Here is a 13,524-nt window from a genome sequence, read left to right as displayed (position 1 = left end):
GCGCCACTGACATCGCCTTCAAACGCGCGGGACGGCGGCGGGTCCGACGCTCACGCGGGAGCCACCAGCAGCGGCCGGGCCCGCTCGCGGAGCTCCACCACCCGCGGCTCGTCCCCGTACGGCTCCAGCCGGTGCAGTAGGTCCTTCACGTACTCGGTGGTCCGGGCGGACGAGATGCGCCCGGCGACCTCCACCGCCCGCACCCCCTGCTCGCACGCCGCGTCCAGATTCCCCGACTCCAGTTCGGCCACCGCCGAGACGACGAGGCGCAGCCCGTGCGAGCGGACGAACTCCTCCGTCGGCTTGGAGAGGGCCTGCTCGGTGAAGCGGCGGACCTGGCGGGGCGCCTTGAGGTCGCGGTAGCACTCGGCCGCGTCGGCGGCGAAACGGTCGTAGGAGTAGAAGCCGAGCCAGCTCGGGTCGTTGTCTCCGGGACGGGCGCGCTCCAGCCAGCTCTCGGCCGCCTTCAGCGCGCCGCCGGCCGCCGGGGCGTCACTCGCGCGGGCATGCGCGCGCGCCTCGACGAGACGGAAGAAGCTCATGGTGCGGGCGGTCGCCAGGCCCCGGTTGCGTTCCAGGGCGGCCTGGGCGAGGTCCACGCCCTCGTCGCCGAAGCCGCGGTAGGTGGCCTGGAGGGACATGGAGGCCAGGACGTAGCCCCCGAGGGGGACGTCCGCCGCCGCCCGGGCCAGGCGCAGGGCCTGGATGTAGTAGCGCTGGGCCGCTTCCTGCTGGCCCGTGTCGAAGGCCATCCAGCCGGCGAGCCGGGTGAGTTCCGCGGAGGCGCCGAAGAGGGCCCGGCCGACCTCGTCGGAGTAGGAGCCGAGCAGCAGGGGGGCCGCCTCCACCCTTAAGCACTCGGGGACCATCGAAGAACGCCAGTCGCCGCCGCCGTACTTGGAGTCCCAGCGCCGCGCGTCCTCGGCGGCCTCCCGCAGCTTCTGCACATCGCTGTGGCCGACTTTGAGCGGTGCGCCGGAGCCATCGCCGGGGCCCACGTCACGCGCGACCGAACTGTCGGCCGGGGTTATCAGCCATCGCGAGGCGGGCGTCGCGTACGCGCTCACCGCGAACGATCCGGCCAGGGACTGCCAGATGCCGCCGGTCCCGGCCCGGCGGCCGGCGAGGTCGAGGCGGTACAGCTCCGTCGCGGACGTCACCGCCTGGCCGACGTCCCGCGGGAAGGCGAGGCCGACTTCGGGCGCGGGATCCGCGTCCGCCAGGCCGATCTCGTGCAGCGGCACCGGGCGGCCGAGCTTCTGGCCGATGGCGGCGGCGATGAGGTGCGGCGCCGCACCCTGGGGCACCATGCCCTTCGACACCCAGCGCGCCACCGACGTCTTGTCGTAGCGAAGCGTCAGACCGCGCTGGGCGCCGAGGTCGTTGACCCGCCGCGCGAGGCCCGCGTTGCTGATTCCCGCGAGGGCGAGAACGGCGCCGAGTTTCTCGTTCGGCCCGCGTTGCTCCCTGGACATGAGCCACCCCTCGACACAGACGGCTGCCGGCACTGGCATAACCACGCGGCATTCGTAAACCCAGCGTAGTTCGCCGCATCCCAAGCGTTAAGGGGCATTGTTCCGGTTGGCGGGATTGTGGTCCGTACTGAAGTGCGGTTCAGATACGGGCTGTTGCGGCGTGCTCCCACTGTGTGGCCGTGCGCCCGCCCGTGCGCTCTTCTCCAGCCATCGCGGGAGCGGTTCCATGGTCATTGCGTGGGTCGGCCCGCTGTACTGGATCCAGTGGGCTGGGGGACACCGCCGCCTCCATCCCCGCGGGCGGCGGAACGGTCCGGGAGGCGTGCTCCGTCTCCCGGACTGCGCGAGCGGGCGGTGGTGCGCCGAACCTGTACGGAGCGTGTTCGACGCTGTCCACGGAACGGCGATTTGGCCGAAAATCGACCCCGCCGGTCGTGGGGTATCAACGCTCCGACCATGGCAGTTGAGGGCGCATCGGGCGTAGTCGGGGCGCGAATCGGGGGCGCATTCGCGCCGCAATCGTGTGCGAGATGTGTCGTCGGTACGCCTTGCGCCCTGGCCGTCCTTTCTGCGTTCGAGGCCCTCGGGGCGGTGCGGGTGTCGCCGCCGGGGCGCATTCGACGGAGCGCAAGCGGCGTCGGGGCCCTCTGGAGTGCTTCCTTCATGGCAGCATGGTGAACCGGTTCGTACGGTGCACTGGTTGTCCACAGCCTGTGGAGGCGGCGATGCGGTGGTTGGTGGGATGGAGCAGCACCGCCGCGGGAGCACTCGCTGCCGGTTCGGCGGGGGCCACGGGGCCGGACGGCGAGACCGTGCACCCGGTGGGATCCCAACTCCTGTGGGGCGACCCCGATCCGCTGTGGGCGGTCGGTGACTGGCGCCCCGACGAGGTGCGGGTGGTGAAGGCCGACGACCGGACCCGAATCGCCGTCCTCGGCATCTGCGGTGCCACCGACGAGCAGCTGCGCGTCGCGCTGTTCGCCGCGCGCGGCGGGGCACTTCGGCATCTGACCGCCTGGCCGGGCAGCTACACCGCGATCGTGCAGGTCGGCAGGAGGCTCACCGTCTGCGGCGATCTCGCGGGCGCGCGGCCGGTGTTCCACACCCCCTGGGCCGGCGGCACGGCGTACGCGACGGCCGCGCTGCCGCTGGCCGACCTCATCGAGGCCAACCTCGACTTCGGGCACCTCGCCGCGCTGCTGGCCGCCCCCGACGTGCCCGCCGCGCTGCACGACTCCACGCCGTACGACGGCGTGAAGCGCATTCCGCCCGGGCATGCGCTGATCCTGCGCGCCGGTGCGAGGGAGATCGCCGGGTACGAGCCCGTCGCCTCGCTCGCGGTCGCGGCGCCTCCGGCCGACCCCGACAGCGCGGTCGACGCCGTGCGCGACGCGCTCGTGGAGGCCGTACGGACCCGGCTGTCCGCGCCGCGGCACGTCCCCGGGGCGGACATAGACCCCGGCCCCGTGCCCGGCATGGGACCCGCCGAGCGGCGTGCCGCGCGCGGGATGCCCGTCCCGGGCATCGGGGCGGACCTGTCCGGCGGACCGGCCTCGGGGACGCTGGCGCTGCTGGCCTCGGGGCTGCCCGGGATGCCGGGCACGGTGCTGGGACACGGCACGGGCGCGGGGGAGCGGCTGCTGGCGGTCACGTTCAACGACCTCGCCGTCGCGGGGCAGGAGGCCGAGCTGGAGCGGGCGGGCGCGCTGGCGGCGAACCCGCGGCTGCACCACGTGGTCGTGGCGGGCGGTGAGGAGACCCTCCCGTACGCAGACCTGGACGGCCCGCTGACCGACGAACCCGGGCCGTGCCTGGTGTCGGCGGCCCGGCACCGGGCACGGCTGGCGTCCGGCAGTGCGGACCACTTCACCGGCCACGGAGCACGCCAGGTCCTCGACGCCCATCCGGCCCGGCTGGCCGACCTGCTGATGGACCGCCGGCGGCGTCATCTCGTGCGGCCGGTCGCCGCGCTGGCCAAGGCGGACGGTTCGGTGCTGGTCCCCGCGCGCGTGTACGCGGCGGCGCGACGGCTGTCCCGTACGCCGTACCGGTCGGGTATAGAGTCCCTGGCCGAGCTCCTGCTCGACCACCGGCCGGGCGACGGCCCCGACGCGCCCGGGGGCGCTGTGGAGGCCTCGCTCGCCGCGCTGACCTGGGGCAGACCCGGGCCGGCCGCGCGCTGGCTGACCGGTGAGGCACTCGCTGAAGTATCGGTTCGCCTTCAGGCGTCCACACACCGGTCGGAGCTGGTGGGACCGGGACAGCGGCCGGGCGACTTCCGCGCGCGTGCGGCGCTGGCACGGCACGCGGCGGACCTGCGGGTCCTGGAACAGGCCGCGGAGATCCGCTTCCAGCGGCTGCACGCGCCCTTCCTCGACAACCAGGTGGTGCGCGCGGCGCGCGCGCTGCCCGAGGCATTGCGCGTACGCCCCGGGGCGCGGGCGGCGATCCTCCGTACGGTGCTGGAGGGCGCCGGAGTGCGGGAGCTGCCGCCCGGGTGGGGCGTCGCGACCCAGGCGACCGAGGCGGCCGCGGCCCGAACGGGCCTGAGAGTCGCGGCGGACACCCTGGTGACGCTCTTCGACACGCCCCTCCTCGCGGAAGCGGGCCTGGTCGAGGCCCGCGTGGTCCGCAAGGCCCTGCGCTCCGCGGCGGCCGGCGAACCCCTCCCCCTGGACGGCCTCGCCGACCTGGTCTCCCTGGAACTCTGGCTCCGCCGCCTCCTGGCCCGCCGAGGCACGTGCTGGACGGGCACGCCTGCTCGCCAGCGAGCGGTTCCCGCGGGGATCGCGCCGCAGCGGGGGGCGTTGGGAGCGGGGGCCGGGGGACGGCGGCTATAACCGAGCTGCGGGCATGCGCACCGCCTCAGCTGCGGGCATGCGTGCCGCTGGGGGCGGCACGGGTGGGCGCAGCGGCACCTCGCTACGCCGGGCTGCGCGCACCCCCCGCCTCCAGCACCAACGCCGCGCACCTCCTCGCGCCGAGCCGCGCAACACCCCCGGCGCCCCCACCATGGCCCGCGACCGTTTCGAGGAGGCCAAGGACGCGAGCTGGCCGAGGCGAGCGGTTCGTACACCGCCGAGCCACGCTAGGCGCAGGTGAACCGCGACTCCGCCCAGTCCGCCAGGGCCACGTTGTCGAGGGCGCCGCGCGGTTCCACGACAAGCCGTACGGTGCTGCGGCCAGCCAGATTCACATGGACGGGGACGGCTGGGTCCCCGCCGTCGACCAGCCCGGACCGCCACAGCCGGACCCCGTCGGCGTAGACGGAGAAGCGCACCGTGCCGAGTCTCAGCGTCAGGTCGTCCACCCCGACGAGCGCGTCGTACGAGGAGCAGGACCGGTTGAGGTCGATGGTGACGGAGGACCGGCCGTGCACGGTGACGCCGTGCGCGTACCGCTGGTCGCCGATCGACATGCCGTACCGCTTCCAGACCCAGCTGCTCAACCCGATCCGCATCTCGGGCTCGGTGCCGTCACCGCTGATGTCGTACGACAGTTCGCTCCACTGGTAGACGACCGGGGCGGGTGGCGCCTCGGTCGGGGGCGGTGTGGGCGTGTATGCCGGGGGCGGTGTCGGCTTCGGGGACGCGGGCGGCGGGGTGGGCTCGGGCGTCGGAGCCGGCGTTGTGGCCGAGGACCGGGTGGGACGCGGGCCGGTCTCCGGCGTGGTCGGCGCCGGGGCGGGTGCCTCGGCGCGCGCGGGCACGATGCGCGGCCCGGGCTCCCGCTTCGAGGGGGCGGGCGTGGGCGTGGGCTCGCCGGGCCGCACGACCGGCGACGTCGGCGAAGCCGGGGAAGGGGGAGGTGTCCTCGCCTCCTCCTTCGGCTTCTCGTTGCCGGCCAGGGCCATCACCACGGCGGCCACGACACCTACGGCGACCACACCGGCCGCGATACCGGCCTTGACCGGCGCGCCGACCCCCTCGGCAGCCGCCGCACCACCGCTTCCCGCCCCACCGGACGAACCGGCGCCCGCACCCGCACCCGCACTCGCACCCGCGCCGGACGAGCCCGCGCCCCCCGTCGAGGCCGCACCGGCGGCCGCACCCGCGGCACCGGCCGCCCCCGCCCCTCCGGCGAGGAGCCCGGCGACCTTGGCATACCCGGCGGCACCGAACCAGCCGAGGACGGCGACCGGGACGACCGCGGGGATGCCACCGGCCACTTCCGCGATCTGGCTCGCGGCCAGCCGGCACTTCGCGCACTCGTCCAGGTGCTTGCGCAGCCCTCGCTCGGCACGGGTGCGCAGCCGGCCGCGGGCGTAGGTGCCGAGCTGGTCGGCGTAGCGCGCGCACTCCTCGTCGCCGGTGAGGGTGGCGCTGACGTGGGCCTGGAGATAGGCCTGCTTGAGGCCCTCACGGGCCCGGCTGGCGAGCACCCTTGTGCCGTTGGCGTCCAGGCCGAAGAGCGTGGCGACCTCGCTGGGCGACTCGTCCTCGACCTCGGTGTGCCAGAGCACGGCCTGCCACCGCTCGGGCAGCGACCGGAAGGCCTGCATGGCCATGGACCGCTCGGCCTGGTGCATCGCCCGGACGTCCGCGCCCAGTTCGACCGTGTCGCCGTCGGACACGTCGGGGCCGTGCGCGGACTGGGCGGCGAACACCGCGAAGTCGTCGACGAGCTGCTCCCGCCGCGCCGACCTCGTCCAGGAGGCGGCGACACGCCGTACGGAGGTGAGCAAATACGCCCGGACGGCGTGCTGGGGGCCGGAGCCGCCGCGCACCGCCTGGAGCATGCGGGCGAAGACCTCGGCGGTCAGGTCGTCAGCGGTGTACGCGTCACGGCAGCAGGTCCGGGCGTACCGGCGCACGGCCTGCGCATGGCGCCGGTACAGCTCCTCGTACGCCGAGTCGTCGCCCGAACGCATCCATACGATGAGTTCGGCGTCGGCCGGCGGGACCTCGCGAGGCGGTGGCAGGACGCCGTCCTCGTGCCGGTCGCGCTGTGCCGGGACCGAACCGTCGGCGGGGTGCCCGCCCGACGGGACGCTCGCGCGCCCGCCCTGGCTCGGTACCTGCTCGCCCCGCCCGTCAACGTTCATCGCGGAAAGCCCCCGCCAGCCGCCCAACCCGTCCAGACCACCGGGTCAGAGTGCCACAGGGGCTCCAGGACGGGACCCCGGAGTTCGGACGATCACTCATCCGTGGGGATTTATCGCACGTCGGTACTAGCCATCACCCAGTCGGGGAAGGCTTCCCCTTTACTCCGGGTCCCTCTGGCCCTTCCACTCACGGCCGATCACGGCCACTCACGGCCGCGAGCGCAGCCCCTCCAGCAGGATGTCCAGCAGCCGGGCCGAGGCGGCCGCCTGCTGCGCCGCGTCCGGCAGCGAGGGTGCGGCCGTCGCGATCACCAGCAGTACGTCCGACACCGACACGTCCGGCCGCAGCTCACCCGCCGCACGAGCCCGCTCCACGAGCTGCCCCACGACCTCGAGCAGCGCCGCCGCCCCGGCATCGTCCTCCGCGGCGACCGCCGGTACCGCGGCCACCGCCACCGGCTCCTCCGGAACCAGCCGCAGCTCCGTCGTACCCGGCTGGGTCCGCTGCTGCGGCACCCGCGCCTGGCCGGCACGGTCCTCCTCGACCGAGACCCGCAGCACCTGCGGCGGCAGCAGCCGCCCGGCGCCGGAGGCCACCGACGTACGCAGGAAGCGCGACAGGGCCGACCACGGCTCGTCCTCCTGCCCGAGCGCCGCACGCGCCTGGTCGGTCAGCCGGGAGGTCTCCTCCTCGGCTATCCGCCGCACCAGGACGTCCTTGCTCGGGAACCGCCGGTACACCGTGCCCACACCGACCCGCGCGCGCCGCGCCACGTCCTCCATCGGCGCGCCGTACCCCAGCTCGCCGAAGACCTCGCGCGCCGCACGCAGCACGTGCTCCAGATTGCGCTGTGCGTCCACGCGCAGCGGTGTCGTGCGCGGGCCGTCCCCGCGCCCGCCGCCCACCGCCGCGCTCAACGTCGCGCCACCCGCCAGAGCGGATGCGGACGACCAATGAGAATCCTGAACATGCATACGCATTCCCCCGGTAATGACGTCTCCCCCCGGAGACACTCCCCGCCATTCGATGCCGGGGCGAGGGAACAGGCCCTGGTCCGTGGGACCGCCCGTCGCGGACCCGGTGAGCGCATCCCCCTACACCCCGTCGACACACGAACATAGTTGAGAGGGAGTCAATTCAGAAGGGGCAGGTTCCGCACGGAGCGCCCACCGATCGGAGTACGGGCCGTATACGTCCTGAATGTGACCCTGCGCGCCCCCCGCACCACCCCATCTGACCTGCGCGTATCAGGCGCGGCTCGATAATCCGGCCAACTCCGTGCGCTCTCCCGCGCCGGTCACACAATTGGTCGAGGCTGTGGACAAACGCAAGCGACGGGTGCGTCATGGGATGGTGAAGGAACGTGCGCGCATTCTCGTTGTCGGTGGCGGCTACGTCGGGATGTACACGGCCCTGCGCCTGCAGCGCAGACTGAGACGGGAACTGGACCGGGGCGAGGTGGAGATCACGGTCGTCACCCCCGACCCCTACATGACGTACCAGCCCTTCCTCCCCGAGGCCGCCGCCGGAGCCATCTCCCCCCGTCACGTCGTCGTACCGCTGCGCCGAGTCCTCGACCGGTGCCGCGTCGTCATCGGCGAGGCGACCGCCGTCGACCACGCGAAACGCACCGCCACCATCAGCACCCTCGCCACCGCGGAAGAGGGCACCGGCGGAGAGCGGCTGGCCTACGACCAGCTCGTCCTCGCCCCCGGCTCCGTCTCCCGCACCCTGCCGGTCCCCGGCCTCGCCGACCACGGCATCGGCTTCAAGACCGTCGAGGAGGCCATCGGCCTGCGCAACCACGTCATCGAACAGATGGACATCGCCTCCTCCACCCGCGACCCCGCGATCCGGGACGCGGCCCTCACCTTCGTCTTCGTCGGCGGCGGCTTCGCCGGTGTGGAGGCACTCGGCGAACTGGAGGACATGGCCCGCTACGCCGCGCGCTACTACCACAACATCCGGCCCGAGGACATGAAGTGGATCCTCGTCGAGGCCTCGGACCGCATCCTGCCCGAGGTCGGCGAGGAGATGGGCCGCTACACCGTCACCGAACTGCGCCGCCGCAACATCGACGTACGCCTGCGGACCCGCCTGGACTCCTGCGCGGACCGGGTGGCGGCGCTCAGCGACGGCGCCCGCTTCCCCACCCGTACGGTCGTCTGGACGGCCGGTGTGAAACCCCACCCGGTGCTCGCCGCCACCGACCTGCCCCGCAACGACCGCGGACGGCTCCGGTGCACACCGGAACTGACGATCGAGGGCACCACGCACGCGTGGGCGGCGGGAGACGCCGCCGCCGTCCCCGATGTCACGGCCGACGCACCCGGCAGCGAATGCGCCCCCAACGCCCAGCACGCCGTCCGCCAGGCCCGGGTCCTCGGCGACAACATCGTGCACGCCCTGCGCGGCGAACCCCTCACCACCTACACCCACAAGTACGTCGGCTCGGTCGCCTCCCTGGGCCTGCACAAGGGCGTCGCCCACGTCTACGGACGCAAGCTCAAGGGCTACCCCGCCTGGTTCATGCACCGCGCCTACCACCTCAGCCGCGTGCCCACCTTCAACCGCAAGGCGCGCGTGCTCGCCGAATGGTCCCTGGCCGGTCTGTTCAAACGGGAGATCGTCTCCCTGGGTTCACTCGAACACCCCCGGGCGGAGTTCGAACTCGCGGCCGGTGGAAAGCCTTCTCAAGACCCCCCGCACAACCCGAAGGGGTCGTCCTGACCGGACCCAGGAACTCCTCCGGCCGGCCCGGCGTCTGACGGATGCCGGTCCGGCCGACGCACTGCCAGACTGGTCCACCACCGCGGGCGCGCCACCGCTCGCCCCGGTGCGGGCCCCCGGGGCCCCGGCCGGTTCCGGTGCCGGCCGCCGACGACTACACGAGGCAAGGATTCGTGAACTTCACGCGCTGGAGCGCCCGGCTCCCCGGAACGCAGCGCCGCGCCGCAGCGCGGACCGAGCAGACGGCCTCCCCGGACCGGCGGGGGGACGGCTCCGTACCCGCCGCCCGCGCCGAACAACTGACCGACGAGACACCGTCCGTACCCGCCGTCGACGAACTGCGGGTGCGTGAGGTCCTCGACCGCGTCCCGTCCCTCGTCGCCCTGGTCCACGGCCCCGACCACCGCATCGCCTACGTCAACGACGCCTACACGACCGCCTTCGGCGCACGCCCCCTGGGCGAACCCGCCCGCGAGGTCCTCCCGGAGCTGGACGCCCTCGGCCTGTTCCCCCTCCTGGACCAGGTCCAGCGCAGCGGCAAGCCCCGCACGGTGAAGTCCCGCAAGGCCCCCGACGGCCGCTCCTACACCTTCACCTGCACCCCGGTCGCCCCGGGCGACGGCGGCAGCGAAGGCCGCGGCGTCCTCGTCTTCGCCACCGACGTCACCGACCACGCCGAAGCCGCCGAACGCCTGCGCGCCAGCGAACGCCGCCAGCGCGAAACAGCGGTGACCCTGCAGAGATCCCTGCTCCCCCAGGAACTCGAAGAACCCGACGACCTGCGCATCGCCGCCACCTACCACCCCGGCGGCACGGAGGCCGCGGTCGGCGGCGACTGGTACGACGTGATCACCCTGGGCGGCGGCCGCACCGCCCTGGTCATCGGAGACGTCATGGGCCGCGGCGTCCGAGCGGCCGCGGTCATGGGCCAGCTCCGCACGGCGGTCCGCGCCTACGCCCGCCTCGACCTGCCCCCGCACGAGGTCCTGCAGCTCCTCGACGGCCTGGCAGCCGAGATCGACGCCAACCAGATCGCCACCTGCGCGTACGCCGTCCACGACCCGAACGAGGGCAAGCTCGTCTACGCCTCGGCCGGCCACCTCCCCATCCTGGTCCGCGACGAGACCGGCACGGTCCTGCGCGCCGAGGAACCCACCGGCCCCCCGCTCGGCACCGGCGGCTGGATGCACTCCTCCGGCTCGATCCCCCTCAGCCCCGGCTCCACGGCCGTCCTCTACACGGACGGTCTGGTCGAACGCCGGGACGCCGACCTCGACGAGGGCATCGCCGCCCTGGAACGCGCCCTGGCCGGCGCCACCGGCACACCCCAGGTCGTCTGCGACCGCCTGGTCCGCTCGGCCGGCGTGACACCCGACCACGACGACGACGTCGCCGTCCTGGTCCTTCAGCACCCCTCCCGCACAGGCGCGGAGGGCGAGCTCTTCCGCAACGCCGCCCTGGAACTCCTCGGCGGCGTCGAAGCGGCCCCCCGCGCGCGTGCCTTCGCCTCCGGAGTCCTGACCAGCTGGCGCTTCCCCGCCGACCTCCACGACCTGGGCGTCCTCGCCACCAGCGAACTGGTCGCCAACTCCCTCCAGCACGGCACCCCGCCGATGCGCCTGCGTCTGCGCCGCACCGACCGCCGCCTGATCATCGAGGTCACCGACGGCGACGACCACCTCCCCAGGCGCCGCCGCGCGGAACCGGGCGACGAGTCGGGCCGAGGGATCGCCATCGTCGCCACGATCGCGTCGAACTGGGGCTGCAGACGCACCCCGGGCGGCGGCAAGGCGGTGTGGTGCGAATTCGCCCTGCCACGCACCGGGCCGTCGTAGCCGGGCGGGATCAGACGTCAGCGGAAACGGGCGCCCCGCCCCGCGCCACGACCCTGCTCTTCGCGAGCCACGGCTGATCCTGCGCCTCGGTCAGCTGCCGCCCCAACCGCACGGCCAGCACGGTGATCCCGAGGGAGAACACCAGGAACGCCACGATGTACGGCGCGTGCAGCGAAGCCCCCAGCGGCCCGCCCACCGCCGGCCCGACCGCCAGCGCGAGCTGCTTGACCAGGGCGAACGCCGAGTTGTACTGCCCGGCCATCCCCTCCGGCGCGAGATCCGCGACCAGCGGGGCCACGGTCGGCGACAGCATCGCCTCGCCCAGCCCGAACAACGCGTACGTCGAGACGAACGCGGCCGTCGCCATCTCCTGGCTCCCGTGCCCGAGCCCCGCGTACCCCGCGACGGCCCACGCCACGGCCCAGATCAGCCCCACGGCCGCGATCACCCGCGACCGCCGACGCCGCTCCACGAACCGCAGCACGGCGAACTGCGCCACGACGATCATCAAGGTGTTCGCCGCGAGAGCCGTCCCCAGCGCGGACGTCGATATCCCGGCGGCCTCCACCCCGTACGCGCTCAGCCCCGACTCGAACTGCCCGTAGCAGGCGAAGAACAACACGAAGCCCAGCACACACAGCTGCACCATGGCCCGGTTGCCCAGCAGCCGCTTCCAACTGCCCCGCCCCGACGCCGTCGGCGCGTCCTCGATCCGCGGAGCATGCGGCATCCGCACGGTCACCATCACCACGACCAGCAGCAGGAACATCGCCGCCTCGATCGCGAAGAGGAGGGTGAAGGAGGCGGCGCTGGACGTGTCGACCAGATGACCACCGATGAGCCCGCCGACACCGAGTCCGAGATTCTGCAGGAAGAACTGCATGGCGAACGCTCGCGACCGCGTCTCCGCCGACGAGCAGTCCACGATCATCGTCGCCAGCGCCGGCTGCATCACGGCCTGACCCGCCCCCAGCAGGGCGGCCGACACCAGTACGGCCGCCGCACTGCTCGCGACCCCCAGACTCAAGGCACCTATCGCGGCGGTGATCAGGGCGGCGAGCAGCACCGGCAGCGGGCCACGCCGGACGATGGCCCGCCCGGCGAACGGCAGCACGACCAGCGCGGCCACAGCGAAGACGGCGAGCACGAGCCCCGCCGTCATGGCCCCCAGTCCCCTTACCTGCGCCACATAGACGTACAGGTACGGGACCGTGAAGCCGAGCCCGAACGCGCTGAGTGCGTTACCCACGTGAATCCGGCGCATCGCTGCGCCCATCGCCCTGGTCACGGTCACCTCTTCCACAAGTTAGGAGTGAAGACTTCGAAGCTAAAGTTCGAAGCTAAAGAGTACATACCCAAGGACTTCAAGGCAAAGAACGGCCGTGCCATACTGCCGCCATGGGCGACACCCCCGGCCCCAGCGAGCCGACCCTCGAAGAGCAGATCGCCGCGTACCAGCGCGAGTTCCAGGACCTCGACCCCCAGGTGGAGCAGATCGTCTCCGCCCTCTCCCGCCTGAACCGCCGCATGAACGTCGCCTACGGCCGTCAGACCTCGACCCTCGGCATCAGCAACACGGAGTGGGAGGTCCTCAAGGCCCTCGTCCTCTCCGGCGCTCCCTATCGTCTGGGCCCCAGCGACCTCGCCAAGCGCCTCGGTCTCACCCCGGCCGCCATGACCCACCGGATCGACCGCATGGTCGGCGAAGGGCTGGTTACCCGGGAGCGAGACGAGAGCAACCGCGTACGAGTCATCGTGGAGCTGACATCCGAGGGGCGTGAGAAGTGGCTGGAGGCAATGCGCCTGGCGACGGTCTTCGAGGAGGACCTGCTCCAGGACCTGTCCCCCGTGGAGCGCAACGCGCTCGGCGGCGTCCTCACCCGCCTGTTGCGCAGAGTGGAAGACGCCCAGCCGGACGCCGGCGGCCGCCTCTCGGACTTGGACTGACGGTCACACAAAAGATCTTGACAAGGGCCGCTTGACACCCCCCCTGCCTGATCCGTAAAGTTCTTCGGGTTGCCGCGGAGCCGTAACGGTTCTGCGACGGCACTTCCGCCGCTCAAGCGGCACCCAACCACTAGCAAGATCGCTCCCAGCGGGGTTGATTTCGGTGTGCCCGAATTCAATTCGAATTGGGACTCGACGGCCTGATCGACTCGACATCGGCTCGATTTGGGAAACGGCGAGAGACCGCGCTAAGGTTGGACACGTCGGAACGGCCCAACAGCCGCAAAGACAAACCCCACTGACTGGGGATCAGGCCCGAAAGGATCTGATAGAGTCGGAACCGCCGGAAAGGGAAACGCGGAAGCGGGAACCTGGAAAGCACCGAGGAAATCGGATCGGAAAGATCTGATAGAGTCGGAAACGCAAGACCGAAGGGAAGCGCCCGGAGGAAAGCCCGAGAGGGTGAGTACAAAGGAAGCGACCGTTCCTTGA

Annotated in this window: 8 protein-coding genes; 4 read left to right on the top strand and 4 right to left on the bottom strand. The window is 72.6% G+C overall.

The annotated features are described in order from the left end of the window. Positions 1-50: 50 nt before the first annotated feature. On the bottom strand, positions 51-1,475 hold the full coding sequence (locus ACFZBT_RS16805; protein ID WP_391103711.1) for an MFS transporter: 1,425 nt from the start codon (positions 1,473-1,475) through the stop codon (positions 51-53). Between the two features lie 725 nt (positions 1,476-2,200). Between ACFZBT_RS16805 and ACFZBT_RS16800 the strand changes: the two genes are divergently transcribed. After that, positions 2,201-4,315, top strand: a complete 2,115-nt coding sequence (locus ACFZBT_RS16800) for an asparagine synthase-related protein (RefSeq protein WP_391103709.1) — start codon at positions 2,201-2,203, stop codon at positions 4,313-4,315. Between the two features lie 248 nt (positions 4,316-4,563). Here the strand turns inward: ACFZBT_RS16800 and ACFZBT_RS16795 are convergent, their stop codons facing one another. Continuing rightward, the gene (locus ACFZBT_RS16795; protein WP_391103707.1) at positions 4,564-6,519 is read right to left on the bottom strand and encodes a sigma-70 family RNA polymerase sigma factor; all 1,956 of its coding nucleotides are present in this window, start codon (positions 6,517-6,519) and stop codon (positions 4,564-4,566) included. 207 nt (positions 6,520-6,726) lie between these two features. Next, complete coding sequence (locus tag ACFZBT_RS16790; RefSeq protein WP_215120508.1) at positions 6,727-7,494, bottom strand: TetR/AcrR family transcriptional regulator; 768 nt, start codon at positions 7,492-7,494, stop codon at positions 6,727-6,729. A 376-nt stretch (positions 7,495-7,870) separates the two neighbouring features. Here ACFZBT_RS16790 and ACFZBT_RS16785 point away from each other — a divergent pair, with 376 nt between their 5' ends. Beyond that, complete coding sequence (locus ACFZBT_RS16785; protein ID WP_391103703.1) at positions 7,871-9,250, top strand: FAD-dependent oxidoreductase; 1,380 nt, start codon at positions 7,871-7,873, stop codon at positions 9,248-9,250. Between the two features lie 173 nt (positions 9,251-9,423). Beyond that, complete coding sequence (locus tag ACFZBT_RS16780; protein ID WP_391103701.1) at positions 9,424-11,085, top strand: SpoIIE family protein phosphatase; 1,662 nt, start codon at positions 9,424-9,426, stop codon at positions 11,083-11,085. 10 nt (positions 11,086-11,095) lie between these two features. On the opposite strand, the gene ACFZBT_RS16775 is transcribed toward ACFZBT_RS16780, so the two are convergent. Continuing rightward, positions 11,096-12,361, bottom strand: coding sequence for an MFS transporter (locus ACFZBT_RS16775; protein ID WP_391104445.1), 1,266 nt, complete (start codon positions 12,359-12,361; stop codon positions 11,096-11,098). 122 nt (positions 12,362-12,483) lie between these two features. Here ACFZBT_RS16775 and ACFZBT_RS16770 point away from each other — a divergent pair, with 122 nt between their 5' ends. After that, entirely contained in the window at positions 12,484-13,032 is a 549-nt protein-coding gene (locus ACFZBT_RS16770; RefSeq protein ID WP_391103698.1) for a MarR family transcriptional regulator, read from the top strand. The last annotated feature ends 492 nt before the right edge of the window (positions 13,033-13,524 follow it).

The organism is Streptomyces sp. NPDC008137, from assembly GCF_042957035.1.
In the GTDB taxonomy this organism is placed as follows: Bacteria; Actinomycetota; Actinomycetes; order Streptomycetales; family Streptomycetaceae; genus Streptomyces.
The sequence above is the reverse complement of the archived record's forward strand: the minus strand, read 5'-3'. Positions and strand labels throughout refer to the sequence as shown.

Bases quoted from the DNA above. Each gene is read 5' to 3' on its own strand.
- ACFZBT_RS16785 (WP_391103703.1), top strand. From the start codon at position 7,871: ATGGTGAAGGAACGTGCGCGCATTCTCGTTGTCGGTGGCGGCTACGTC.
- ACFZBT_RS16795 (WP_391103707.1), bottom strand. From the start codon at position 6,519: ATGAACGTTGACGGGCGGGGCGAGCAGGTACCGAGCCAGGGCGGGCGC.
- ACFZBT_RS16770 (WP_391103698.1), top strand. From the start codon at position 12,484: ATGGGCGACACCCCCGGCCCCAGCGAGCCGACCCTCGAAGAGCAGATC.
- ACFZBT_RS16800 (WP_391103709.1), top strand. From the start codon at position 2,201: ATGCGGTGGTTGGTGGGATGGAGCAGCACCGCCGCGGGAGCACTCGCT.
- ACFZBT_RS16775 (WP_391104445.1), bottom strand. From the start codon at position 12,361: ATGGGCGCAGCGATGCGCCGGATTCACGTGGGTAACGCACTCAGCGCG.
- ACFZBT_RS16790 (WP_215120508.1), bottom strand. From the start codon at position 7,494: ATGCATGTTCAGGATTCTCATTGGTCGTCCGCATCCGCTCTGGCGGGT.
- ACFZBT_RS16805 (WP_391103711.1), bottom strand. From the start codon at position 1,475: ATGTCCAGGGAGCAACGCGGGCCGAACGAGAAACTCGGCGCCGTTCTC.